The 24,817-nt window shown below is 59.8% G+C and carries 19 protein-coding genes and 1 tRNA gene; 14 read left to right on the top strand and 6 right to left on the bottom strand.

All coding sequences use genetic code 11. The features are described from left to right. Positions 1-102: 102 nt before the first annotated feature. Positions 103-2,535, bottom strand: coding sequence for a transglycosylase domain-containing protein (locus BBOU_RS01125; protein ID WP_033490565.1), 2,433 nt, complete (start codon positions 2,533-2,535; stop codon positions 103-105). A gap of 336 nt (positions 2,536-2,871) precedes the next feature. Between BBOU_RS01125 and BBOU_RS01120 the strand changes: the two genes are divergently transcribed. Then, positions 2,872-4,017, top strand: coding sequence for an inositol-3-phosphate synthase (locus BBOU_RS01120; RefSeq protein WP_026503347.1), 1,146 nt, complete (start codon positions 2,872-2,874; stop codon positions 4,015-4,017). A gap of 470 nt (positions 4,018-4,487) precedes the next feature. Here the strand turns inward: BBOU_RS01120 and glf are convergent, their stop codons facing one another. Together glf and BBOU_RS01110 are read right to left on the bottom strand one after the other, a co-directional pair. After that, positions 4,488-5,645 carry a UDP-galactopyranose mutase gene (gene glf / locus BBOU_RS01115; RefSeq protein ID WP_026503348.1) on the bottom strand — a complete coding sequence of 386 codons (1,158 nt, stop codon included), beginning with the start codon at positions 5,643-5,645 and terminating at the stop codon, positions 4,488-4,490. A 225-nt stretch (positions 5,646-5,870) separates the two neighbouring features. Then, positions 5,871-6,602: an MIP/aquaporin family protein gene (locus BBOU_RS01110; protein WP_026503349.1), complete on the bottom strand. Its 732-nt coding sequence runs from the start codon at positions 6,600-6,602 to the stop codon at positions 5,871-5,873. 479 nt (positions 6,603-7,081) lie between these two features. On the opposite strand from BBOU_RS01110, the gene BBOU_RS01105 reads away from it, so the two are divergent. From BBOU_RS01105 to BBOU_RS01045, 9 genes are all read left to right on the top strand, one after another. After that, a tRNA-Lys gene (locus BBOU_RS01105) sits at positions 7,082-7,155 on the top strand. A gap of 381 nt (positions 7,156-7,536) precedes the next feature. Continuing rightward, on the top strand, positions 7,537-8,610 hold the full coding sequence (locus BBOU_RS01100; protein WP_026503350.1) for a glutamyl-Q tRNA(Asp) synthetase: 1,074 nt from the start codon (positions 7,537-7,539) through the stop codon (positions 8,608-8,610). Positions 8,611-8,671: 61 nt separating this feature from the next. After that, positions 8,672-9,490, top strand: coding sequence for a YggS family pyridoxal phosphate-dependent enzyme (locus BBOU_RS01095; protein WP_026503351.1), 819 nt, complete (start codon positions 8,672-8,674; stop codon positions 9,488-9,490). 16 nt (positions 9,491-9,506) lie between these two features. Beyond that, entirely contained in the window at positions 9,507-9,812 is a 306-nt protein-coding gene (locus BBOU_RS01090; protein WP_026503352.1) for an acylphosphatase, read from the top strand. Between the two features lie 389 nt (positions 9,813-10,201). Then, positions 10,202-12,232, top strand: coding sequence for a DUF7604 domain-containing protein (locus BBOU_RS08755; protein WP_162176995.1), 2,031 nt, complete (start codon positions 10,202-10,204; stop codon positions 12,230-12,232). Positions 12,233-12,388: 156 nt separating this feature from the next. After that, the gene (locus BBOU_RS08750) at positions 12,389-14,038 is read left to right on the top strand and encodes an isopeptide-forming domain-containing fimbrial protein (protein ID WP_026503355.1); all 1,650 of its coding nucleotides are present in this window, start codon (positions 12,389-12,391) and stop codon (positions 14,036-14,038) included. A 213-nt stretch (positions 14,039-14,251) separates the two neighbouring features. Beyond that, positions 14,252-14,935: a hypothetical protein gene (locus tag BBOU_RS01055; RefSeq protein WP_026503356.1), complete on the top strand. Its 684-nt coding sequence runs from the start codon at positions 14,252-14,254 to the stop codon at positions 14,933-14,935. Then, positions 14,935-15,831, top strand: coding sequence for a class C sortase (locus tag BBOU_RS01050; RefSeq protein ID WP_081815556.1), 897 nt, complete (start codon positions 14,935-14,937; stop codon positions 15,829-15,831). The genes BBOU_RS01055 and BBOU_RS01050 overlap by 1 nt, the downstream gene beginning before the upstream one ends. A gap of 64 nt (positions 15,832-15,895) precedes the next feature. Further along, positions 15,896-16,513: a rhomboid family intramembrane serine protease gene (locus BBOU_RS01045; RefSeq protein WP_026503357.1), complete on the top strand. Its 618-nt coding sequence runs from the start codon at positions 15,896-15,898 to the stop codon at positions 16,511-16,513. Between the two features lie 50 nt (positions 16,514-16,563). Here BBOU_RS01045 and BBOU_RS01040 read toward each other — a convergent pair whose 3' ends face one another. Together BBOU_RS01040 and BBOU_RS01035 are read right to left on the bottom strand one after the other, a co-directional pair. Beyond that, on the bottom strand, positions 16,564-18,588 hold the full coding sequence (locus tag BBOU_RS01040; RefSeq protein WP_081815557.1) for a UvrD-helicase domain-containing protein: 2,025 nt from the start codon (positions 18,586-18,588) through the stop codon (positions 16,564-16,566). A gap of 377 nt (positions 18,589-18,965) precedes the next feature. Next, complete coding sequence (locus BBOU_RS01035) at positions 18,966-19,505, bottom strand: hypothetical protein (protein WP_026503358.1); 540 nt, start codon at positions 19,503-19,505, stop codon at positions 18,966-18,968. A gap of 551 nt (positions 19,506-20,056) precedes the next feature. On the opposite strand from BBOU_RS01035, the gene BBOU_RS01030 reads away from it, so the two are divergent. From BBOU_RS01030 to BBOU_RS01015, 4 genes are all read left to right on the top strand, one after another. Then, complete coding sequence (locus BBOU_RS01030; RefSeq protein ID WP_026503359.1) at positions 20,057-22,117, top strand: heavy metal translocating P-type ATPase; 2,061 nt, start codon at positions 20,057-20,059, stop codon at positions 22,115-22,117. Between the two features lie 69 nt (positions 22,118-22,186). Further along, positions 22,187-22,423, top strand: coding sequence for a heavy-metal-associated domain-containing protein (locus BBOU_RS01025; protein WP_026503360.1), 237 nt, complete (start codon positions 22,187-22,189; stop codon positions 22,421-22,423). A 110-nt stretch (positions 22,424-22,533) separates the two neighbouring features. Beyond that, entirely contained in the window at positions 22,534-22,848 is a 315-nt protein-coding gene (locus BBOU_RS01020; protein WP_026503361.1) for a hypothetical protein, read from the top strand. A 113-nt stretch (positions 22,849-22,961) separates the two neighbouring features. After that, positions 22,962-23,621, top strand: a complete 660-nt coding sequence (locus BBOU_RS01015) for a Crp/Fnr family transcriptional regulator (RefSeq protein WP_026503362.1) — start codon at positions 22,962-22,964, stop codon at positions 23,619-23,621. A gap of 99 nt (positions 23,622-23,720) precedes the next feature. Here the strand turns inward: BBOU_RS01015 and BBOU_RS01010 are convergent, their stop codons facing one another. Next, positions 23,721-24,671 (bottom strand): ADP-ribosylglycohydrolase family protein, encoded by a 951-nt coding sequence (locus BBOU_RS01010; RefSeq protein WP_051616868.1) that lies wholly within the window; start codon positions 24,669-24,671, stop codon positions 23,721-23,723. Positions 24,672-24,817 lie beyond the last annotated feature (146 nt).

Below are 24,817 nucleotides of genomic sequence, written 5' to 3'. Positions count from 1 at the left end.
ACGCCCCGACAGCATGCCGGGATTCCGGGCATACCATATCCAACCGTCTGTCGACACTCACGGGGGTCTGAGCGTCGGCAGACACAGATTGGGGTCAGTGGATTATTGACCGCCGGTCCCGCCTGTGGTGTTGCCGGTACTGGTCCCGCCGGTGGTGGTGCCGTTGCCGCCGGCATTGCCCTCGGTACTTGTACCGTTGCCGCCATTACTGCCGGCTCCACCGGTACCTGAGCCTGAGCCGCCGGACGTATCAGCGCCGGTATTGCCCGTATCCGTGTTTCCGGTCGAAGGTGCGGTGCCGGTTGCCGGGGTTGTTGCCGTCGCGGATGGGCTGCTGGGTCTCGACGAGGACCCTGAGTAGCGCTTCGCGCCGCTACTACTGCCGCGTCCTGTGCCCCATGTGCCGTCCGGTCCGCCGACTTTGCCGTCATCGGTTGCTGTCGGGAACGAGATGTTTTCGGTTCCGTTGAGCGCCTGCTTCATGAATTCGGTGAACAGGTGTACCGGGTATTCGGAGTGGGTGTACCCGTTGAAATCGACGATTTCCTGCGGATTGCCATTCGCATCCGGATACCACATGGCCCACGTGTTGATCAGCTGCGGCGTATAGCCGACGAAGGATGCCGCGTACGCATCGTTCGCGGTGCCGGTTTTGCCGGCGATGGTCCGGCCGATTGACCGTGCTTCCTTGCCGGTGCCGTATTGCACGGTGCCTTCCATGGCTTTGATGACCAGCGCACAATCGTTTTCTTCGAACACGCGCTCATCGCCGGTTTTTGCGGTATACAGCTCTTTGCTGTCAGAACTGAGTACTTTGGATACGCAGTGCAGCGTGTGTTTGACCCCGCCGGTGGCGATGGTGGCGTGCGCTTGGGTGAGTTCTTTGACCGTCACCGAGTTGATGCCAAGCACATCGTATGGCGAGGTCCCGTCGATATCGCTGGTGATGCCTGCAGCATGCGCGATGTCCGCGGTTTTCTGCGGGGTGAGCTTCTCGTTGAGCCGCATGAACGCGGTGTTGACGGAGTAGGCGGTCGCTTTGTACAGGTCTACGTAACCGTAACTCACGTTGCCTGAATTGGCGACCGAACTGACCAAGCCTTTGAAGGTTTGCGGTGAATTGCCGTTAAACATCGTGTTGAAGCTGACGCCGGCCTGTGCGGCACCGAGTAGTGCGAACGGTTTCATGGTCGATCCTGGCTCGTACGTTGCCTGCGTGGCGTTGTTGAGCTGGTGGGTCAAGTAATCGTTGCCGCCGTAGATTGATTTGATGCTGCCGTCTCGCGGATCCGCCGCCAATGCACCGATCTGCATGCCTTCCGGCATACCGGACGCACGGTTGTCGCCCACGGATTGCATTTGATTCTGCGTGTTCTGGTCGAAGGTTGTCACAATCTTGTATCCGCCGGTTTCCAGCTCGTCCTTGGTGAACGCCTTGGAATTGACCAGCTCCTGTTCGACCATGGTCAGCAGATACCCTTTGTATCCCTGATAGGTGTTTTCTGTGGTCTGGGTGACGACGGTTTGCGGCATGGCGGCCTCCTGCGCTTGCGCCGCGGTGATGTAACCGTCTTCTTTCATGATGCGGATGACGCGGTTGAATCGTGACGTCGCCTGCTTGGGACTGATTGCCGGATCCCACGTGCTTGGCGCGGGGATGATGCCGGCGAGCATCGCCGCTTCGGAAACGGTGAGATCTTTGGCGTCTTTGTTGTAGTAGGCTTTTGCGGCCGCTTGGATGCCGTACGCGCCTCGTCCGAGGTAAATCGTGTTCATATAGTTGCATAGCACGGTGTCTTTGGACTGGGTTTGCGCGATTTTGATGGCGAGGATCGCTTCGCGCATTTTGCCTTTGTATGTGGTCGTCTCACCCAGATAATACCGTTCCGCATACTGTTGGGTGATGGTCGATCCGCCTTGTCTTGACCCGGTACGCAGGTTGGTGACCAGAGCGCGGGCGATGCCGCGTAGGTCGATGCCTCTGTCTTGGTAGAACGTGCGGTTTTCGGAGGCGACGATGGACTGGCCGACATATTTCGGCAGGGTTGAGCAATCGATGATTTCGCGGTTTTGTGCGGCGTAGCTGCCGATTGGCGTCGTGCCGTCGGCATAGTAGACGGTGGTTTTCGCGGCCATCGCGATTTTTTCCGGCTGCGGGATTTCCGTGGTGACATACAGGTAGGCGAATCCTGCGGCGGCGATGGCGATGAAGCTGAGAATCAGGCCGAGCGACCATTTGAGAATACGATGACGGCCTTTGACTCGCGTTTTGGGGCCACGGCCTTCGGCGCGATGCGTACCCGGCCCGCTATGTCGTGTGGCACTGGCACGGCGCGATGTGGAGCCGGCGTTGCGCCGGCTGTGTGAGCCGTGTGCGCGGTGTGATCCGCGCGTGCCGCTGGTGTTGCGGGACGCGGTGCCGAAGGTTTCGTTAGACCTGCGGGAATCGTATGCGTTGCCCCCCGTGCCGCGCGTGGATGATGCGCTGCGTGCGCTGCGCGGGCGTGATGAAGCACTACGTTTCTGTGAAGCCATGCTTGCCACCGTAGCCGGAGCACCTGAAAAATCGGCTGTTCTCATCGGAATCCACACAAATCGAGGCGGTTGGAGGGCGAAGCATCCTGTAGTGGCCTGTAGTGGTTCTTGTCCGCGCGTCGGTTCATGTGGTGTCGGCAGGATTGTGAGTATTGACGATGGGCGACGAATCCCATAAACCGGTCAATCGGTCTTCAACTGTCTGAACAATGATGATATGTCGCTGCATGTTCCGTCGATTTGTGATGTTTCTTGCCGGTTTCGACTGTGCTTCTCCAAACGAAACGGTATGCTTGAAGTTTGGAATAACGCAACGCTTAGTTAAGAGGAGTCCAAATGAGCATTCGCGTGGCAATCGCTGGCGTGGGTAACTGCGCCTCGTCTCTCGTTCAGGGCGTCGAATATTACAAGGATGCCAAGGACGATGAGAAGATCCCCGGCATCATGCACAACGTGTTCGGCGGGTACCGGATCAAGGACATTGAGTTTGTCGCGGCGTTCGATGTTGATGCCGCCAAGGTCGGCAAGGACCTGAACGAAGCCATCTTCGCCAGCATGAACAACACGTACCAGTTCTGCAAGGATATGCCGGTTTCCGGTGTCACCGTGCAGCGCGGCCCGACCGGTGACGGTCTTGGCGAGTACTACCGTCAGGTCATCACTGAATCCGACGCCGAGCCGGTGGATGTCGCCCAGGTGCTGCGCGACACCAAGGCCGACATCCTTATCAGCTACCTGCCGGTCGGTTCCGAGCAGGCTGACAAGGCGTATGCCCAGGCCGCCATCGATGCTGGCTGCGCGTTCGTGAACTGCCTGCCGGTGTTCATTGCTTCTGATCCGGAGTGGGCTGACAAGTTCCGCAAGGCGGGTCTGCCGATTGTCGGCGACGACATCAAGAGCCAGGTCGGCGCGACCATCACGCACCGTGTGCTCGCCCGCCTGTTCGAGGACCGTGGCGTGCGTCTCGACCGTACGTACCAGCTCAACGTCGGCGGCGACATGGACTTCATGAATATGCTTGAGCGTAAGCGTCTGGAATCCAAGAAGATTTCCAAGACCCGCGCTGTCACTTCCATCGTTCCTCACGAGATGGATCCGCATAACGTGCATATCGGCCCGTCCGATTATGTCGCGTGGCTTGAGGACCGCAAGTTCGCGTTCGTGCGTCTTGAGGGCACGACCTTCGGCGATGTTCCGCTGAATCTTGAGTACAAGCTCGAGGTGTGGGATTCCCCGAACTCCGCTGGCGTGGTCATCGATGCGCTGCGTGCCGCGAAGATCGCGCTCGACCGTCATCTGGCCGGCCCGGTGCTGTCCGCTTCCGCGTACTTCATGAAGTCCCCGGCTGTCCAGCATGAGGATAGCGAGGCGAAGGCGCTCGTCGAGAAGTTCATCACCGGCGAGTCTGAAGCCAATGAGGCGCAGCTTGATGCTGATGTCGCGGCGGCGAAGGCCGCAGGCAAGGACGTGTGGCACGCCTGATTGGGTGCGTTGCGTGTCTGGCGACAGATGATTGTTGAGTTGGCCGCCAGATACCGTGATTACCCGTTATTGATTACCGTCTGCTGACGCTGAGAAATTTCTCGGCGTCAGCAGACGGTTTTTCATTGCGGTGGTGGTGTGGCAGGGGGGCGGTATCTGTCTGTGGCGTGATTGCTGTGTTGCACGGCGACGTGATTGGGGCGGTGTTCCGGCACATGCGGGCCATAGTTGCCAGTGATGCGACTGGCCAGTCGCACCGGGATGAGATACGTCCTATGCCCAGTATCCACCGTGGCGCAATACGCAAACGCCGACATGGAATCAAACAATCCCATGTCGGCGTTCAGATGTTGCAGTCGAGCAGCTCGGAACAGCCAGTCCTCCGCCGGCCCCAAATAGGCACTCGGTCAGACTTCGGTCAGCCCAAAGTCAGTCTTCAGCCGGCTCTCAGAGTAGCCACCCGTCCCGTCTCATCCGAGCAGCGGGGCGACTTGCTCCTCGTACGCGGTGAGCGCGGTGTCGATCACGTTGTGCATGTCGTAGTACTTGTACGTGCCCAGGCGTCCGCCGAACACGACCTTCGGCTCCTGCGCGGCCTTCGCGGCGTACTGCTCGTACAGCGCCTTGTCTTCCGCTGTGTTGACCGGGTAGTACGGCTCGTCCTCGCGAGTGGCGAAGCGGCTGTACTCCTCCCAGACCACCGTCTTGTCGGGGTTCTGGGAGTCCTTGCGCTCGGGGTTGAAGTTCTTGAATTCGATGGCGCGAGTGTACGGCACGTCGGAATCCGCGAAGTTCATGACCGGGCAGCCGAAATGGTCGCCCTCGTCGTAGCGGACTTCCTTGAAATCGACGGTACGCCACTTGAGATCGCCGAGCTCGTAATCGAAGTACCGGTCGACTGGACCGGTGTAAACGACCGGCACCTTGCCGACAAGCGCCTTCTTGTTCAGCGGCTGGGATTCGTCGAAGAAATCGGTGTTCAGGGTTACGTGGATACGCGGGTCGTCGATCATGCGCTCCATCCACGCGGTGTAGCCGTCCTTGGGCAGACCCTCCCACGTGTCGCGGAAGTAGCGGTTGTCATAGTTGAAACGCACGGGCAGGCGCTTGATGATGCCTGCCGGCAGTTCACTCGGATCGGTCTGCCACTGCTTGGCCGTGTAGTTCTTGATGAACGCCTCATACAGCGGACGGCCGATGAGCGAAATGCCCTTGTCGTTGAGGTTGGCCGGGTCGGTGCCGGCGAGTTCGCCCGCCTGTTCGGCGATAAGCGCCTTGGCTTCAGCCGGGGTGTAGTGCGCGTGGAAGAACTGGTTGATGGTGCCCAGGTTGATCGGCAGCGGGAACACTTCGCCGTTGTGCGTGGTGTAGACGCGGTGGACATAGTCGGTGAATTCGGTGAAACGGTTAACATATTCCCAGACGCGCGGGTTGGATGTGTGGAACAGGTGGGCGCCGTACTTGTGGATTTCCGCGCCCGTTTCTTTGTCCATGTACGAGTATGCGTTGCCGCCGATATGATCGCGCACGTCGATGATTTCCACCTTCGCGCCATGCTTTTCGACCGCCTGTTGCGCCACGGTCAGGCCGAACAGGCCTGCGCCGACGATTACCAGATCCGCGTCCATACGTACCTTTCTGCTGTAAACCGCTTACTGCTGGGGCGATGCTGTATCGTCCGCCCCGTCCCCCATGCGGGAACCATTGGATTCCAGTCTAGTCCATCGTGCGCCTATTGCCGGAATCGCACGGATGCAACTGGCATAACGGGGTCCAGCGCCGCAATACAAAAGCCCGGTGATAATGCTGGATGAACCGCTGCATCATCACCGGGCTGCGTGTCTTATTGCCGATTAGGCGAACAACACCTTGAACAGGAATGCGCCGAGGATCGCGCCCAGGATCGGGGCGACCACAGGGATCCATGCTTCGCCCCAGCGGGAACCGCCCTTGTGCGGAATCGGCAGCAGCTGGTGCAACAGACGCGGCATCAAATCGCGAGCGGGGTTAAGGCCGGGACCGGTCGGGCCGCCCATTGAGGTGACCAGACCCCACACGATGAAACCGACCACGATGGACGCGGCCGCCGGATCTTTCTGACCCCACGGCATGGACAGGCAGCACAGCGCGCCGATTACGAGCATGAAGGTGCCGAAGAACTCGTTGAGGAAGTAGTTCACGCGGTCGTTTTCGGCATCAGTGGTGCAGAAGGTACCGAGGATTGCTTCGGCGTCTTCGGTGTCACGGTAATGCGGGTAGTAGGTGACGTAGACGATCAGCTGGCCGACGATTGCGCCAAGCAGCTGGGCGATGATGTACGGCAGCACCTCGTTCCATGGGAACATGCCGTTGACCGCCTGGGCGATGGTCATAGCCGGGTTGATGTGGGCGCCGGAGACCGCGCCGAACATCAGTACCGGGAACATGACGCCGAAGCCGTAGCCCATGGCGATGTTCAGCCAGCCGGCGTGATGGCCTTTGGTGTTCTTGAGTTCGACATTGGCGACGGAGCCGTTGCCGAACACCATGAGGATGGCCGTACCGACGAATTCGGCGGCTAGTTTGACGAAAAGTGAGTAAGTCACTGCTCTGCTTCTCTCTTGTCTTTTGTCTTTCTTGTGTTGCCCGCGCTTGCGCGAAGCAACGAATGGATTCGCGTGCCTGGGCGCCTGTGCCTCCATCGGCCGCATGACTCCCAAGCGTGATAGGCGGGGGTCGGCGCCTGCCGGCTTTGGACATGATTAGCCCGCGGCAGGGTTCGTGGATGGATGCGCCGGACGTCGGCGCAAGTGTCAGTGTAGCGGAAACCGTAGTCTTGGTCGCCTGATGGTAGGTTGGCGGTTGCCGGATTGTGTGGCATCCATCGCGATTTTCAAGATTCGCCGGCGGCCGGGCTGTTGTTCGACCGCGGATTCGTCGCGGTTCGGTTGTGCGTCGGTTGTGCCTCGGTTGCGGCTCAGGCACACTTCCCGGGAATGCGACACGCCGAGAAGGGGGATAAGTTGCGTTCGAATCAGAGACGAGTATAGTAATCACTCGGTTCGAGAAATCGACTAACCAACTTGCCCCTTTAGCTCAGTTGGTTAGAGCAGCTGACTCTTAATCAGCGTGTCCGGGGTTCGAATCCCCGAGGGGGCACTTTCAACCGCAGCCATGGCTGCGGTTTTTTGTTTTCCGGCACGTTGTTCCACAATTCCGGTGCGCGGATACCTAAGGTCGGAATCTTGACATCTTTCGTTGCTGCTTCGATGTTGTGAGTTATTGAGAGGGAAGCCTGATATCTCGCGGCTGGTGCTTGGTGCATTGTCCTGAACATCGCCAGGCTCTTGGGTGCACAGCGGACAGGATGTGCGTGGAGACAGCAGTGATGGGCACATCGACGATGAATCTATCGGGGGGGGGGATGCGGCTTCCCGCCCCGCGCTGTATCAGCGGTTGGCTTGTTAGAGAAGAGAAAGCGACCAGTGGTTGGCCTGTCGGGGGCAATCCAGCGGTTAGCCCGCCAGATAGACTGCAAGCGTGGAACATTCAGCGGTTATCGGGCGTCTGGCGCCATCGCCGACCGGACGCATGCATATCGGCAATGCGTATGCGGCGCTCGCCGCTTGGCTGGGCGTGCGGTCCCGCGGCGGAAAACTGATTTTGCGGATTGAGGATATCGACACTCCGCGCGTGGTACGGGACGCCGACCGGTGGATTATGGATGATGTGCGCTGGCTGGGGTTGGATTGGGATGGTGAACCGGTCTACCAGTCGTCGCGGCTTCACCGGTACGAGCAGGCTGTTGAAGCCTTGCGTGGCATGACGTTGAACGATATCATACACGCCGCAAACCCGGCGTCTGAATCCGCCGTGGACTGTCAAGGCACGCAAACGCCGCTGCTTTACCCGTGTTTCTGCTCGCGTGCCGATATTCGTGCCGCCTCCGCGCCGAACGAAGGCGACGGGTTCATCGTGTATCCGGGCACCTGTCGCCGATTGCCTGACGCTGAGCGGCATGCCCGTCTTTCTCGTGGCGACCGACATTCCTGGCGTATTGCCGTTCCGCCGTCCGGCAGCCCTGCGGGCGCGGTCGGCTTCGATGACATGGTCTTCGGTCCGCAGTGTTTTGATTTGGGACGACAACTTGGCGATGTCGTCGTACGACGTTCCGATGGGTTGTTCGCCTATCAGCTTGCCGTCAGTATCGATGATCTGGATATGGGTGTGACGCAGATTGTTCGCGGACGTGATTTGCTGCGATCCACAGCGATCCAGGTATGGATCAGGCGTGCGCTGACGCAAACAGTGCCGGCGTCGTCTCCGCAATCCCAATCGCACGCCATGATGGTTCCGCAGTTCGCGCATTTGCCGCTGGTCGACGATATGGCAGGTAAGCGCTTGGCGAAACGTGACCGTGCCCTTGACCTGGGGGTGCTGCGCGAAGCGGGAGTGGGCCCTGAACGTGTTGTCGGGTATTGCGCATGGATGCTGGGATTGCAGGCGCAGCCCACGCCGTGTCGTCCGTGCGACCTGCTCGATGGTTTCACGTGGAACACTGTCGCCGAGCATCGGGACGACCATCGTTGCGATACACGAGACCTACTACGATGAAGACGGGAACACAAGACAACCCGCGGGCCGGCGGCGCCCAAGAGCGGATGTGAGGCATGGCATGACAGCGTATATGGATCACAAGGATCTGGCGAATGAAACGATTGACGCGAATCGCGCCCAGCAGATCACGGATGGGGTGCATCGTGTGCTTGACGGTATCGCCCAAGCTGAAGCCGAGGCCGGCAGGGAACCGGGATCGGTTAGACTGCTTGCCGCTACCAAAACGCGTGATATCGGCGAAATCATGGCCGCCATCGACGCCGGTGTGCACATGATCGGAGAGAATCGCCCGCAGGAAGTCATCGCCAAAGCCGAAGGACTGGCACGACAGTGTGCCCGGCGTGGCTTCTCGCTAGGGGTGGCCGCCAGTGAGGGAAGCGACCCGGAGCAGCATATTCCCTTCCATCTCATCGGACAGTTGCAAAGCAATAAAATCAGCAAAGTACTGCCGGTGGTCGATACCATCGAATCGGTTGATTCCCTTGATCTCGCGCAGAAAATCGCCCGTCGTGCGCTCGCCCGCGGCATCACCGCCGGCGTGCTGCTGGAAGTCAACGAATCCGGTGAAATATCAAAATCCGGGTGCGAACCGGCGCAGGCGGTCGAGCTCGCCTGCCAGATCGGTACGATTGAAGGTCTTGATTTGCAAGGCCTGATGACTATTGGCGCGCATGTCGACGATGAGACGACCATCCGTCGCGGCTTCACCCACTTGCGGGAAACGCGGGACCGGATTCTCGCGTCCGGTGAACCGGGAACCGCACATTGCCATGAGTTGTCGATGGGCATGACACACGATATGGCGCTTGCCATCGCCGAAGGTTCGACCATCGTGCGTGTGGGGACTGCGATTTTCGGTCCGCGCGCATTCATCTGATCTGGGATCGGCCGAAATGACACCGCAGACGGGCGTATCATCGCCACAACGCGTGCACATGCTGGTAACCGGCATAGTGCAGGGCGTGGGATTCCGCTATTTCACCGTGATGGCGGCACGCCGGTATGGGCTGACCGGTTGGGTGCGCAATCGTCGTGACGGTTCGGTTGAGCTTGAGGCACAAGGTGAGGGGATTGACCTGGAACGCTTCGAACGTGCGGTGGAAGCGGGCCCACGTTGGAGCCGTGTCGAGCATGTCACCATCGATTCATTGACGCCAACAGCGGGGGAATCCGGTTTCTCAGTTCACGCCGACGGTTGAGCGCCAATCTCCTTGCCGCCGGGCCGCGGCATTCGTATGCGTTGCCGTGACGCATCAACACGTCTGCCGTATGGGGGAGTGACAGCGTATGGGGGAGCGACGGGGAATAATATGCGTGCGGGAAGGGTGGTAGGGGAGTGCCGCAATGGTGCGTGATTCATGATGGCACGCGAATAACGGGGGAACGTCGCGTCATATCAAGCATTTCGGGGTGATGATGGGGGTTTCGCCCCCAGGCTGGTTGATTTTACGATGCCGCTATCGACTACTGCAACGGGCGGTCTTGCGCGCAAGCTCCGCCTTGACGAAAGCGAGGGGCCGGGATGTCACGGCGGTATAGCGGTGGACACCATAGTGGGTGTCGCAAGAATCGATGCATCATCATGCGTGTGGTGACGGTATGCGCCATCGCTATCGCGATGGTCGGCACGGCGTCGGTACGCGTGACGGCATCGCATGCGGATATGCAGCCGAGCGCATCGCCGCCTGATATTCCCACAACGACGGCGATATCCGTTCAACAATCCGCCCGAGATCCGGTACAGCTGCCGGAACCGGAGCATACGAAAACCGTTGAACGGCTCGATGACGAGCGGTATCGTCTCACGCTGAGCGTGACCGGTGCCGAGCAGTCCGGCGGCACGGTTGAACAGTCCAGCGCGGATGTGGTGTTGCTGTTGGATTCCTCCGGCAGTATGAGCGAGCGCGAGGATCCGACGTGCCACTGGCCGAACACGTGCCTGACCAGGTGGCAGGTGGTGACGCAGGCTGCGAGCGATTTGGCGCAGACACTGCTCGCATCATCGTCATCAATGTCGGGGCAGACGACTTCAGTGCGGCTTGCGCTGGTTGATTTCGATACCGCTGCGAGCGTTGTCCCGATTGGCGGCAACCAGTGGACGACGGATGCTTCCGCATTGTCCACGGCGTTGAAGGGACTGGATGCTTCAACATCGACCGGCGGCGGCACTAACTGGGAGGCTGGTTTATATGCGGCGAATACGCTGTTGGCCGGCAGTTCGGCTGAACGGCGGTATATCGTCATGCTGTCGGACGGTTTGCCGACATTCCGCCAATCATCGATGGGCCATGATGAGGATTGGCTTGACCAATATCAGGCGTATGGTAACGGCACAACCGACCCGGATGACCGGTGCTTCAACGCTGCTGTCGACGAGGCGAACCGGCGTCCGAACGGTACGGAGCTGTTCGCGGTCAGTGCCGGTCAAGCCGCTGAGGCGAAAATGACCGCATTTGCGACTGCTGTCGGCGGCGTCCACTTTTCCGGCACGGATTCGGCCAGTCTGTCTGACGCGTTCGACGATATCGCCATCATCATCACTTCCACCGTCCGGTATCGGGATGTGCATATCACCGATACCTTGTCGTCATGGGTGGTGGCGCTCGCGGATGACGGTACGCCGGCCACAAGCGCCGATGCTGTGGTTACGCCGGTGGTCACGGCAACCCGGTCGGATGGTTCCCAAGCATCAGTGGATGGGCTTACCGCAGCTTTTGACTCCGCGTCGGGCTCCTTGAGCCTGCGATTCCCGGAAGGCAAGACCCTTGACCCGGGTACCACGTACTTGGTGTCCATTGATATCACCCCGATTGCTGCCGCGTACCGCAGTTATATCGCGTCCGGCGGGTATCCGGATACCGGTGATGATCATACGGATGCTCCCGGTAATGACACGAGTTCCGGTAAACCGGGGTTTTTCTCGAATGCGGAAGGCTCGGCGTTGCTGCACTATCGGACCGTCACGGTCACGGTCAGTGGCGACCACAGTGAGGAGAGCGTTTCCGACGAGTTGACCGCAGCGTACGCCCGTCCGGTCGTGCAAGTCGCCGTTCCCACGCTCACCTTGGCGAAAACCGTGGATAACACGCATGCCACCGCATACGTGGGAGCCGAACCGTCCGCTTGGATGCTGTCGGCGACCCAACGTTCCGCTTCGGCGCCGGAATCTGGCGGCTCATCGGCGGACGCGGCAACCGGCATCAAACCGTCGGCGCCAACTGAATCCACGGGCCAGTCTGATACGGCATCACTGCCAAGCACGGCTGTTGAACCGGGCACGTACCGGCTGGGTGAAACACGCAATGGTGATTACCGTCTCGACGGCGAACCATACCACCATTACGACAGGTATCAGGCCGGAACCTGGCAATGCGCCGACGCCGACGGTACCGCAATCGACGTGTCCGCGGACGGGGATGTGACTGTTGCACCCGGCTCGCGAGTCACTTGCACCATCACCAATGCCGCAACTCCGGCGCTTGCCGACCAGATCCCGCTGACCGGTGTTTCAGGACCGCAAGCGGCCGCACCGTGGCTGGCTTTCGCCGCAGGATTGCCGGTCGCCGGGGCAGGCATATGGATTCTCCGCAAGACGAGGCGCTCGGCTGGCCGGAGGTGATACGGATGGGCAACACCGATACCGATATGCGTCAACCATGCCGCTCCCCGCCGCCATATCACGCCGACAGGGCAAGCGTCGCAACGCCCTTGTCGCACCGCCATACACGCCGTCCAAACCCACGCATCCACAAGCATCACTCGTAAGGAGCTCATCATGACATCGTTGGCAAGTATCCTCCGGCAAGCCTGGGGCAAGGCCGCATCAAGGACATCACACCCGGCGTCTCAACAGGGTGGGGCCTCGCCGGTCCGTTCCCTTGCCGCCGCCGGTACCGCACTGCTTGGCATCATCGGCCTCGGTGCCGCCGCCCTCGCACCAAACCCGGCCATTGCGGCGGAAACCGGCAAATCCATTATCATCCAGGCCGGTGATCGCGGCGACATCATCGGGCATACGTTCGCCGTCGCACCCATCGCCATGTTCAACGGCGATGATTCCGCCGAACTGACCACCGTACCAGCTGCCGACACTGAAGTACGTACAGCCATCAAGAAGGCACTCGGCCAGGAAGCGCCGGCGAACACCGATCCGCTCATGTGGGCGCAAGCCGTCAGCGGCAACCCCATCGATCAAAGCACCGCCTTCCCATGGTCGGCGACCGCCAGTTCACGCCTGTTCGCCGACGCACTCGCCGGATACGTCAAAGATCACGGCATACAGCATACGGCCACGCAGAACCCGCTGACCATCACCGGCTTGCAAGGCGGCCTGTACGCAATCGTCGACGTGACCGCCGGCGATGCCATCCCCGAATCCGTGCGCTCGCTGACCATGCTGGTCGGTACGGAACACAGCATCTTCCATACGAACGGCAGCGTCATCGTGAAAAACGACGCGTATGACGATCCACCGGGCAAAACCGTGACCGGCGACCAAAACGGCACGGTCCGTGTGGGCGACGAACTGACCTACCACATCACCGGCATGGTCCCGTCCACCACCGGCAAGCCCGCCGATTTCTCCTACGTGTTCGAAGATTACGCGAGCGCAGGTTTGAGCATCAACACCGCGAAAACCAACATCACCGTGACCTACGGTGATGGCGGCAGCAAAGTCCTACCGGCCGCCAGCTACACGGTAAGCCCCGCTGACACCACGGTCACCGGACAGGGGGTGGAAGACGGTTCGCCGGCCACGTTCACCGTCACCATCAACCGTGACGTGCTGGCAAGCATGCAAGACGATGCCGGCACATCGTTCAATGTCGTCTATAAGGCGACGGTGAACGAGCAGGCTGCGGCCAGCCAGATTGCCAGCAACTGTGCGCAAGTCACCGTCGGGGGCGTGGCATCCGGCAAATCCACTCCGGTGGACGTGCACACCAACACCTTCGAATTCAATAAGTACTTCGCGGACGAATCCACGGTGACCGGAGCACAGTTCACGCTGTACGATGCGAATAACGAGCAGCCCATCCAGTATGCCGACAAGGATTACACCGTCGGTGTCGACACGAACGGCATGGTCACGTTCGCCGGTCTTGAAAACGGCACGTACACCGTGCGCGAGACCCGCGTCGCCGATGGTGCGGCGCAGGTGACCGGCGCGTTCAACGTGACGCTCACCTACGACAAGGAGCATAACAAGACCCAAGTCACGTTCAGCGACACCGGCCTCGACCCATATGATCTGGTCACCGCTGATGCCAACGGGACTATCCGCGTGCGCAACGTGAAATCCTTGACGGAACTGCCATTGACCGGTGCCGCCGGAAGCTTCGCAATCGCCGGTGCGGCGATTGGCCTGATGGCGTTGGCCGGCATCGTGCTCGCCATCGTCCGCAGGATGGAACGACGCGCCTGAATCAGGTGATGCGGATATGCGATGCTGGGCATGCAATCGAACAGCAGCTGTTGTGCGATTGTATGCCCAGAGCGCATTTCAAGGAATTATCCGATAGTATGCTGCCCCGAAACCATGCCAACGCATGCACGTGAAGGGTAGCGGGCTGGTGTGCGTCACCGTTCGCCGAACGCAGCGGTTGGCGCATCACAGCCCCGGAATAAGGAGACGACGATGACGCGAACAGCGCCACATCGCCGACTGGTTTTACGGCAGCTTAGCCATGCCCGCCAACGGCTTGATCTTCCGGACAGGAAATTCACCGCACAGGAACTGCGGTATTTGCGATCACTGCCGGCGGTCGCCGCAGTGAGTTCGGGACGGATCCGATATGTGGAAGCGTTCAAACGCGAGTGCGTGCGAAAATACCGTGCAGGGGAGTCGCCCGCAAGGATTTTCCGCGCCGCAGGACTGGATTCCGCATTGATCGGGTATAAGCGCATCGAGCGGTGCATCGCCCGGTGGCGCAACATGGACATTCGCCCCACACCGGAGCATGAGGCGGAAGACAACGCGTATAAGAAAGCCGTCGCCCGGTGGCGGCAAATCTTTGTAACACAATTGGCGCACAGCGTCGTAGCGGACATGACCACGGGCACCGCCCAAGCCGCTTCGGCGGCGGAAAGCAGCCGTGCCGCAGTCGCACGATCCTCGCCGATGGTATCGTCGCCCGTCAGCAAATCAGCGTCCAGTGCCGCAGGACATACGGTCAGGCCGCAAGCGCAACGCGTGCGGTTAAGCCAGCCGGGCGAAGATTTACGCGATCTGCTTATCGCCCAACAAATCAGACGGATCAGGGAGCTTGAACGTACGCTCGAACGTCTGCGGGCGAACTGCACGTGCGGGGCATACCGGTGATGTGGCTGTTCCGGCAACGCACCCGTCTCAGGCCACGCGCATGCCACGCGCGTGACTGCGGTAGTGCGGCATCCCGACGCGTCACGGTGTTACGCGCTGTCGCAGGCATTCTTATCGCGTCCGCCATCGCGATCGCCATATCCCCGACCCTGCTGAAATACTGGTCTGCCGGGTATTTCGTGTCAGTGTCACAGGACACGCGGCGAACGGTCGATGCCTGGCCCAAACGCACCCGTGAACGGGCGCTCGCCAATGCGGACGCGTACAACCGCTGGCTCGCTATCGGCGGACAGCCGACGCTTGGCGTGGCTGATAATGCCGCCATGTCTGACGAATACGAATCGCTGTTGGATGTCGGCGGCGGAGTGATGGGAACGATCAGCATCCCCAAGATTAATGTCCAGCTGCCTATCAGACACGGTACTTCGTCCAACGTGCTGTCCGCCGGTGCCGGGCATTTGTTCGGTACGAGTCTGCCGGTTGGCGGAGCGAAAACCCACGCGGTGATCACCGCCCATCGTGGATTGATGAGAGCGTCGATGTTCACCAGATTGGACGAACTGAACGCCGGCGACCAGTTCACCCTTGCGGTGATGGGACGATCGTTGACATACCGGATTGACCGGGTGAAGGTCATCAAACCGGAAGACACGGCAGGCCTGCGGATTTCCGGCGACGAAGACCGTGTCACCCTGATGACCTGCACGCCTTACGGGGTGAACACGCACCGGTTGCTGGTCTCCGGCGTGCGTGTCTCCGGTACGAGCACGGTTGACGAGAGCGCCGCCGATACCGACGAAACCAGTCGCCGGGCGTTGGCGTGGGCGCTCACCGTGTGTTGTGCGGTTTGCATCATCGGCTGGACCCTGCTGTGGTGCATGCGTCCACGGACTTGACCTTGCCCGACGGTACAGTCGGGATTATTGCGGTGTCGCATGCAATACGGGAGGAAGGGCCGACATGGATACCATCGTGCAGTCTGCGGCGTCTGGGGCGCCGGTCACATTCGCGCTGATCGCCATCAATGTCATCGTGTTCATCGTGGAAACCTTTTCCGGCGGCAGTATGAATATCGATGTCGCCCGCCGTTTCGGCGCCATGACGGTCGGTGATCTTGAGCGCGGCCAATGGTGGCGCCTGTTCTCGTCGATGTTTGTGCATTTCGGCATTGTGCATTTGGGGTGCAACATGCTCTCCTTGCTGAATCTGGGTGTTGTCATCGAACGATACTTGGGTTCGAGCCTGATGAGCGGCTCAGTATTCACCGCGGTGGTGTACCTGGTTTCCGGACTGGCTGGCAATCTGCTGACATGGCGCGTGCAACGGTCCCGTGGGCAGTATTACGTGGTGTCCGCAGGCGCGTCCGGTGCGATTTGCGGTTTGCTGGGCGTCTATGTGGCGATGCTGCTGGTTCCCGGATTGAGTTCGATGCTTGATTTTAAGGCGGTTCTGTTCAACGTGGCTTTGTGCATCGCACCGGGACTGTCCAATAAGGAAGTGAACTTGTGGGCGCATCTGGGTGGACTAGTCGGCGGCTTCCTTGTTGCGGTCGTGTATTTCTTCCTGTTGCGCGCTTGAACGCCGTCAGCGCGCTGCCGGCGTTCAAGCATTAACAGACGGCCGCGCTATCAACGGCTGCGTTTGCCGGCGCCGTCACGCGTAAACCGACACTGCGGATATCCGGTGCACGCCGTGAACGTGCGATCCGGATCCCCGTTCGCCATGCGCGTGACAAGCGCCTCCCCACAAGCGGGGCATTGCTCCGGCAAAGGCACTCCGCGGAAAATATTGGGCCGTGACTTGTGCAGTTCGTAGATGAAGCGTGACGGCCGGTCGGTGTCAACCATGAAAAACACTTTTTTCCTGCACCGGGTCATCGCCACATAGAACAAGCGACGCTCCTCAGCGTCCGGCATCCGCTCAGCCTCCGGCAGCAGCAGGCCGATCAACGGCTCGGGCGGAATCGTACTGGGGAACCCTTTCATCCCTCCCGTGCAGCACAGCAGGAAAACATAGTCGCGTTGCAACCCCTTGGACTTATGCACGGTCATGAACTCAATCGTCATCCCTGGTTTTTCGCGGAACACGATCGTGCCGTCATCATTGAACCGGAACAATCCGTGAGCGCTATCCGCCCGTTTGATCGGCATGATATCGCTGTTGTACCGTCCCAACAGCAGGACGCTCGGGGCTTTCCCCCGTAACGCCCGCAATTGCTTGACCAGCGCATCGTAGACCGCTTGCGTTCCATGACCGCCGAGCACTTTGAGACTGTGGTCGGTGGCTGTCGCTGTACTTCGCAACTGCTTGTGATAGAGACTCGTGTCACGCATGATGAACTCGCCGCTCGCATCAATCAGGCTAGGACCGAAACGCCTGGTGACGGTCAGCTCGCGCAACGTGGTCGGACCCCAATCACCCCAAACGTTGGCAAAATCAAGAATCAGGCGGATGTCACTGCCGGCGAAACGATAAATCGACTGCCAATCATCGCCCACACAGAACAGGGAAAAATCCCGTTGTTCGCGCAACGCCCGAACCAGCCGGTAGCGTGGCAAAGACATATCCTGATACTCGTCAATCAGCACATACTTGTAGCCATGCCGGTAATCGCCCGAACGGATGGCGTCGGTCGCACCGGTGATCATGCCGGCAAAGTCGATACACCGGTGATCGCGCAGGTAGCTCATATACGCGCGATAGACAGGATCAAGCAGGTCAAGGAGCATCCGATTACGGCCGGTATGTTTGCCGCCGCGTTGCTCGTTGAGCCGGCGCAACGCTTCAATATCAAGGTTTTGCGCGCGCATATGCGTGATAACGGTTTTCGCGGTGGCGGACAGCTTGTCGATGAACGGTTTGGTGTCGGCGGTCTCTTGGGCGCGAGTGTACTGGCTGTGTCGGGCCTGTTGAGCCTGCTGCCGGGATTGTTGCGCGGCTTCACGGATGCGTGAGCGCAAGTAGTCGGGGAGCAGTGCGAGGAGTGCTGGGTAGCGTTCCGGTTCGCGTAGCATCCGACCGAAAATGGGTTGGAAGATGTTGCGTTCCGCTTCGGCGTCGGTCAATACCACGGGTTTGCCGAGGCGTGATGCTGTGCAGATTTCGAGGCCGAGACTGTGGAACGTGCTGGCGTGTACCGTGCTGCCGGTGGCTTGGCGGATGCGTGCGGACATGTCGTCCGCGGATTTGCGGGTGAATGAGAGCACGAGGATGTCGTCGGGCCGGGCTTTCCCGGTAGCTAGCAGCCAAGCGACATAGCCGGCGATGACCGTGGTTTTACCGGTTCCGGCTCCCGCGAGGACGAGCGTGTTGTGCTCTGCTCCGGCAATGGCGCTGATTTGCTCATCGCTCAGATCGTGCTTCTCGATGGGCCCGATGATGGTGCGTGCCGCATCGATGTCATGCTGCGGCAGGAGCGGGGCGGGCGTGGGTTTGCTGCGAAGCGCGGATGCTTTGGACGGTGCTGCGGCTCTGCTTGGTGCCGCATGATTGCGGGCTGTATGCGCTCGCGTTCCGTATGCCGCAGGTTGCCGTCGCGCGGGTTTGACGGTTGATGTTAGAGCCGCTGCCGTGGCGCGTGTCGGCATGCCCGCTCTGGGTGCTGGCGGCGTATCCAGTCCGAGCAATGACCGAATCACGCTCCACAACCCCATGGTGTTCATCCTTCCTGTTCGGCGACCGCAGCGACACCCGATTATATCGTCACACCTGCGGCCGCAATCGCGCCGCCTATATCTTGTTGACTGTCTTGTACGGCAGACATGGTGCAACCAGCTGGTTGCGGAACACGGTGGAGGAATTCGTAGAAACTCGAAAAAGTGTCAACATCGACATTTATTTCCGGAAAAAAGTGTCGATTACAACACTTTTTCCAAAAAGCAGACACGGGGCATGTTACGTTGGGGAACGCGAGAAGGGAAAATCGCCGTAAAGCGAGTGTCGTGCAGACCCGGAAACAGCCAATGGCGTATCTGCACTGCACGGGCGCGTCGAGTGCCCCGGCAGCGGTCGACGCGCCCGTCATCGGCGGTTACCGGTGCTGGTTGATGAGCTTGGCGAGTTCCTCCGCGCACTGATGACGGCGCTTGGCACGGCCCGAGAGGAAGGGAAACGGTGTCACGGGGAAAGGGCGCTCGGTACCGTCGTCGAGGGTGAGAATCAGGTTGCGGCTGCGCACATCCTCGCGTATAGAGCTGATCGATCGATAGGGGATGATCTCTGTCCTCTCGGGGTCGATCTCCAACCCCCACACGCCGTCGACTGTCGTATCCGCGCCCTGCTGCACCGACACGTCGCTTTTCCACAGGTGCAGCCTGGGGCAGCCGAAAATCGCGTCCTCGAGCATGAAGACATACCCCGACAGCGTGCGCTTTCCGTTAATCGACACGATGTCGTCGTCGCCCCACTCCACGATTCCGTAGTCCACAAGCCCGCTTTCGCCGCTGTGACAGGGGCCGGCGGCGCCCGCAGCGATGGCGGCATCGCATTCGCTGACTGGGCGGTACCCGTGCGTGCGTGCCGTTTCGTCAGCGCAGGGCGGCCAGTAGCCGGTGATGTTTCCTGCCTTCATGGGTGTTCCTTCGTTCATTGGGTGCCGTGCGTAGTCATTGTCATACATGATAGGTCCCGCTAGGCAAGGGGCGTGGGCGCATAGCCGCATCACCGGGTGTTCGATACGGCCCCTGGGGTGTATTTCGCGGTTCGTGGGGTCCTTTTCCGGGGGTGGGGCGAGTATACGGGCCAAAAGCGTTGCAATTGCGTCGGCGTCTCGCGCCGCGGGGCCCACAAATCGGCAGATAGGTTTTCGCACGTGTATCGAACACATGGCGGATGCCAGAAAACCGCGGAATCATGCGGTTTTGCTCTTTTGTCAACGGACTCGCGCGGGTGTCTGCATAGGCGGTGGTAGAGACTTCCGACGCGAAAGGGCGCCCGAACGCTTCCTATGGCCTGTCTTCTGCCGTCGCATCATTCCACCCGCCCGTCTCGCCCCGCCACCTCCAAAAAACATCCCGAAGGAATTCCCCGAACTTGACGGCGGTCAATGTTTTCCCGGCGCGTCGCCCGTATCTTGGGCACCATCAGACATCGCGACAGACACCACGAAAGGAGTCCCCGCCCATGCAGAGCTTCATCCTGCGTCACAAGCCGCAGCTCACCATCATCAGCGGCGCGCTTATCGCCGCCGGCCTGGTCGCGCGCTTCGCCCTACACTCGCAGCCGGCCTATGCCGCGGCGTTCATCGCCGCATCGATTATCGGCGTGCTGCCCATTCTCGTCCAGGCGGTGCAGGCACTGCGCGTCCGGGTCATGTCCATTGACGTGCTCGTGAGCATCGCCGTGTTCGGCGCATTCCTCATCGGTAGTTGGGACGAATCAGCTATTGTCACATTCCTGTTCCTCGTCGGCGGGCAGATCGAGCGATACACGTTGAACCAGACGCGCTCGGCAATCAACGCTCTGACCGATATGGCGCCGCAATCGGCAGCGGTCCGACGGGCCGATGGCACTTTCGAAACCGTTCCCGTCGATGATGTGCGTGTCGGCGATATTGTCAAGGTCACGACCGGTGACCGCATCCCAGTCGATGGAACCGTGATATCGGGCACTGGGCTCGTCAACGAATCCGCTATTACCGGCGAGCCTATCCCTGTCGGCAAAGCCGCGGGGTCGAGCGCCTCCGCCGGCACCTTGCTCGATGATGGCATGCTGACCATCCGTGCCGACATGGTGGGTGAGGATACCACGTTCGGCAGGATCATCGAGCTCGTCGAAAACGCGCAGGACTCCAAATCCAAGGAGGAACGCTTTATCGACCGCTTCGCTGCGTATTACACGCCGGCGGTGCTCATTATCGCCGTTATTGTTGGCCTGGTAACGCACCGCGTCGACCTTGCGATCACCATGCTCGTGCTCGGCTGCCCCGGCGCGCTCGTCATCGGCGTACCCGTGTCGAATATGGCGGGTATCGGCAACGGTGCTCGCCACGGCGTGCTCATCAAAGGCAGCGAGGTGACGCACCGGTTGAGCTCCGCCGACACGTTTGTGTTCGACAAGACCGGCACGATTACGGTCGGCGTGCCGCAGGTGACGGATGTGAGACGCTACGACGATGACGGTACGCCAGTCGCAAACGATACGGGAAATGGGGCTGGCGGAGCGCATATTGGCAGTTTCGAGGAAACGAAAGACGTGGCAGTGCGCGATTCTTCCGTTCCCGATGCTGGTTCGGGTCCAGCCCATGATGATGTCGTGCGGTACCTTGTCGGGGTTGAATCACAGTCTCAACATCCGCTTGCCAAAGCCATCGTGCGGTATTTCGGCGATATTCCTGTCCCGCAGGTGGACCAAGTGTCGGTTGTGACAGGCGGCGGGATCAGCGCCGTACATGACAATCATCGGATTCTCGTCGGCAGTCCGCGCTTTCTGGAAGCCGATGGCATAGCACTCACTTCCAGTATGCGTGAGGATGCCAGTGAGCTTGAAATGCAGGGGGATTCGCTTGTGGCTGTGGCCGTCGATGGCAGTATCCGTCTACTGCTTGGGATCCGCGATCGTCTGCGCCCAGGCGTGGCGGAAGACATCGCACGGCTGCGTCGTCTCGGCGCGAAAACCATCGTGTTGCTTTCAGGAGACAACCAACGTGCTGTCGATCTCATGACGGCGAAACTCGGTTTCGACCGCGCAATCGGTGGCTTGCTGCCCGATGAGAAGGCTGCGGTCATTTCCGGTTTGCGCGACGATGGGCACCGTGTGGTGTTTGTCGGCGACGGCATCAATGACAGCCCGTCTCTCGCGCTCGCGGACGTGGGCATCGCTATGGGAAATGGCGCCGACGTGGCTATTGACACCTCGGATGTGGTCCTCGCTGATTCCGACTTCTCGCGTCTGCCGCATGCGTACGGCCTGGCGAAGCATACGGTACGCAACATGCGCGAGAACATTGCGATTGCAGTGGGTACGGTAGCGCTATTGCTGTCCGGGCTGGTGCTCACCACGTGGCTCACCATGGCCGTGGGCATGTTCGTCCACGAGGCGAGTGTACTGGCGGTCATTCTCAACGGCATGCGACTGCTGCGTTACCGGACTGGCAGAAATCATGGAACCCGTCACTGGAATATCAGAAAACTTGATGCCTATCAAGGACAGCCACAGTCCGTTATCGATACCGTGGTGGCATAGCCAATGGTCCCGGCTGCCAGCCGGGGATACCGGCCGGTGAACACCACCGGCATGAAAGGAGATACCAAGATGAACACCGCAACACTGAAACTGGATACGCTCACCTGCCCGTCGTGCATGCTCAAGATCGAAGCTGCCGCACGCAATGTGCCGGGAGTTGACCAGGATACTGTGCGCGTCTCGTTTGCGAACAGCAAAGTGACGTTCCGGTTTGACGAAGATCTCACCGATGCGCAAACCGTTGCAAACGCTATCGAAAAGATCGGATACCCTGTGCTTTCCACTCGAACCGCAGTGCAACGGTGATAACTGACAAACGTATGGTGCTCGATGTTGCCGCGCCCCTACGCAAGCACATCATCGTCATCGGATGAATCACACGGAACTGATGAATTCAACCACTTGAAAGGACAGTCATGACAGCATTCACTGACTATCTCACAGATCATGCAGAGCAACTTGACTTGGGTACGCTCGCCATCACGCGCGCACATGGAACGCATCATCCCGAAGTGTTCGAAATACGCAAGCGTTACGAAACCATTCGGGACCGGGTCGCGTTGGCGGATGGTGCGCAGCCCCAGATCGGCGAGGAGCTCGCACGAATCAGGAGTCTCACCAATGGCTACACGATTCCAGATGATGCTTGCTCCACGCTTGCGGCAACGTATCGTATGCTCGAGGAAGCGCATCGCATGTACGAATCCACGGACGAAAGACGTGTACAGTAATCGGTCCTGAGCGAGCGGACTCACGAGAATGATCCGGTGTCGGGGTTTCTCCGCCGATTCGCGACGACGATTGCGTGATGGTGCCCCACACGATGACGGAAGGAGACGATATCATGCCGCATGACTTGTGTGTGCAACTGGTCCCGCTGTTTCAGGACCTCAGTGGTGAAGACCAGTTGAACATTCAACGGAGTACCAGATTCCGCACTTTTCATAAGGGCGATATCGTGTTCTCTCCGCATTCCGATCCGCAATTGAGTATCGTAGCCAGGGGCAGTATGAAGGTCTATCGGATCGCCTCCAATGGTCGTGAACAACTGTTAAGAGTGATTGAACCAGGCGGCTACGAAGGTGAGAGCCAGCTGTTCGGTGCGAACAATCAGAGCCTGTACGGGCAAGCGCTCACCGATACCATGGTGTGTGTCCTGCTGCGCCGGGATTTTATGCGTCTGCTGGACGCGCATCCGCAGCTGAGTGTCCGACTGCTTTCCACCATCGCCGGCAAAATGGCGAAGGTGGAAGAGCAGACGCAGTTTCTCACGATGGGACGAGTCGAGGAACGTCTCGCGTCGTATCTGCTGGACCTGTCGAAAAGCGCCGGTGGTTCGCAGCGTGTCCGGATACCGATGACGATGAAGGAACTTGCATCATTTCTGGGCACCACACCGGAAACACTGTCGCGTAAGTTTCGATACTTGGAAGATCGGCGAATCATCGCGAGGCAACGTCGGGATGTGGTCATCCTGTCTTCGCGGCAACTTGAAGAGATGTAACGAAGATAGGAAGTGCGTATTCGAGATACGCGAGATGTCCGGGATATCGGCGATATTCCGGACATCTCGCAGCTGGTGCGGCGACCTGATCCGCACCGTTCATTCGTTTTCTCGAAAATCGATGCAACGGTCGATTACATCCTTGCCGCGCAGCAGGCGCAACCACTCGTCTGGTATCGCGTCCATCCCGTAGACGATGCCGGCAAGGCCACCTGCGACCGCGGCAGTAGTGTCGGTGTCTTCTCCCAGATTGACCGCTTCGAGTACGCAATCCGAATATCCGGTCGTGTCGGTCAAACACCAGATTGCCGCGACCAGGGTGTCGATAACGAATCCGCTGGATGCCACATCTATGCGATCCAACTGGGGAATAATCGTCAAATCATCAACCGGTATTCCCGCGGTAGTGCTTGACGCGACCCCTCTCAGACCATGTGCGATCCGCTCGTCGTGCAACGCCTCAAGCGGCGAAGCCCCATCCCGCAACAGCCGTGCATACCGCACGTATGTGACGCACGCTTCGCAACTCATCCGATGAGCATGGGTAATCGCACTGACCGCGCGGATTTCATCATCGCTGGCGTCCGTGAATGCCAGGGGAATGATGCGCATGAGCGAGCCGTTGCCATTGTCGCGCTCGCCGCTGAGTCCTTGCCCTTGTTCCAGTGCTTCCGCTGTTGTTCTGCCGATATCGAATCGCGTGTCCGCGTTGTAATCGATGCTGTCTCGCCAGCGAATGAATGCGCGATGCATGTCGTCAGTGTCTACTCGACCGAGCTTGCGTAGGGAATCGCATGTCGCCAGAGCCATGCCGGTGTCGTCGCTCCATGTGCCCACCGGCTGGTGCCAGGTTCCGACTCCGTCGTCGGCACCGTTGTGTCCGTTCGATGGCCTCCATGCCATACCGGTGCAAGTGAAGGTGTCACGGGCGTTGAATTCGTAGGGGACGCCAAGCGCATCCCCGATGGCTTCACCGTACATGGCGTCGCGAAGAGTGCGGGGTTGGCCGCCTACGTGAGGAGTGTGATGCCAGAAACGGTATTGGGTCATGTTAGTTCCCCTTTCCATCCGCGTCGTAGCGGTTCCGCGTTTGCGGTGCTTGATGGAACCATCATAGGACCGCAAGATTCGATTGTTGCGTTCTTTGCCGTTGTTGTTGGGGTTGGTTGTGTTTGTTGGGTGTGGTGTGGGTGTTT

It is taken from the genome of Bifidobacterium boum (assembly GCF_000741535.1).
Taxonomy (GTDB): domain Bacteria; phylum Actinomycetota; class Actinomycetes; order Actinomycetales; family Bifidobacteriaceae; genus Bifidobacterium; species Bifidobacterium boum.
This window is presented reverse-complemented; position numbering and strand designations above follow the sequence as displayed.

What these genes read in the sequence shown, in the direction of transcription:
- BBOU_RS01030 (WP_026503359.1), top strand. Translation starts at nt 20,057, where the DNA reads ATGCAGAGCTTCATCCTGCGTCACAAGCCGCAGCTCACCATCATCAGC.
- BBOU_RS01025 (WP_026503360.1), top strand. Translation starts at nt 22,187, where the DNA reads ATGAACACCGCAACACTGAAACTGGATACGCTCACCTGCCCGTCGTGC.
- BBOU_RS01045 (WP_026503357.1), top strand. Translation starts at nt 15,896, where the DNA reads ATGGATACCATCGTGCAGTCTGCGGCGTCTGGGGCGCCGGTCACATTC.
- BBOU_RS01020 (WP_026503361.1), top strand. Translation starts at nt 22,534, where the DNA reads ATGACAGCATTCACTGACTATCTCACAGATCATGCAGAGCAACTTGAC.
- glf (WP_026503348.1), bottom strand. Translation starts at nt 5,645, where the DNA reads ATGGACGCGGATCTGGTAATCGTCGGCGCAGGCCTGTTCGGCCTGACC.
- BBOU_RS01090 (WP_026503352.1), top strand. Translation starts at nt 9,507, where the DNA reads ATGACACCGCAGACGGGCGTATCATCGCCACAACGCGTGCACATGCTG.
- BBOU_RS01040 (WP_081815557.1), bottom strand. Translation starts at nt 18,588, where the DNA reads ATGGGGTTGTGGAGCGTGATTCGGTCATTGCTCGGACTGGATACGCCG.
- BBOU_RS01010 (WP_051616868.1), bottom strand. Translation starts at nt 24,671, where the DNA reads ATGACCCAATACCGTTTCTGGCATCACACTCCTCACGTAGGCGGCCAA.
- BBOU_RS01055 (WP_026503356.1), top strand. Translation starts at nt 14,252, where the DNA reads ATGACGCGAACAGCGCCACATCGCCGACTGGTTTTACGGCAGCTTAGC.
- BBOU_RS01035 (WP_026503358.1), bottom strand. Translation starts at nt 19,505, where the DNA reads ATGAAGGCAGGAAACATCACCGGCTACTGGCCGCCCTGCGCTGACGAA.
- BBOU_RS01095 (WP_026503351.1), top strand. Translation starts at nt 8,672, where the DNA reads ATGACAGCGTATATGGATCACAAGGATCTGGCGAATGAAACGATTGAC.
- BBOU_RS01120 (WP_026503347.1), top strand. Translation starts at nt 2,872, where the DNA reads ATGAGCATTCGCGTGGCAATCGCTGGCGTGGGTAACTGCGCCTCGTCT.
- BBOU_RS01050 (WP_081815556.1), top strand. Translation starts at nt 14,935, where the DNA reads ATGTGGCTGTTCCGGCAACGCACCCGTCTCAGGCCACGCGCATGCCAC.
- BBOU_RS01125 (WP_033490565.1), bottom strand. Translation starts at nt 2,535, where the DNA reads ATGGCTTCACAGAAACGTAGTGCTTCATCACGCCCGCGCAGCGCACGC.
- BBOU_RS01015 (WP_026503362.1), top strand. Translation starts at nt 22,962, where the DNA reads ATGCCGCATGACTTGTGTGTGCAACTGGTCCCGCTGTTTCAGGACCTC.
- BBOU_RS08750 (WP_026503355.1), top strand. Translation starts at nt 12,389, where the DNA reads ATGACATCGTTGGCAAGTATCCTCCGGCAAGCCTGGGGCAAGGCCGCA.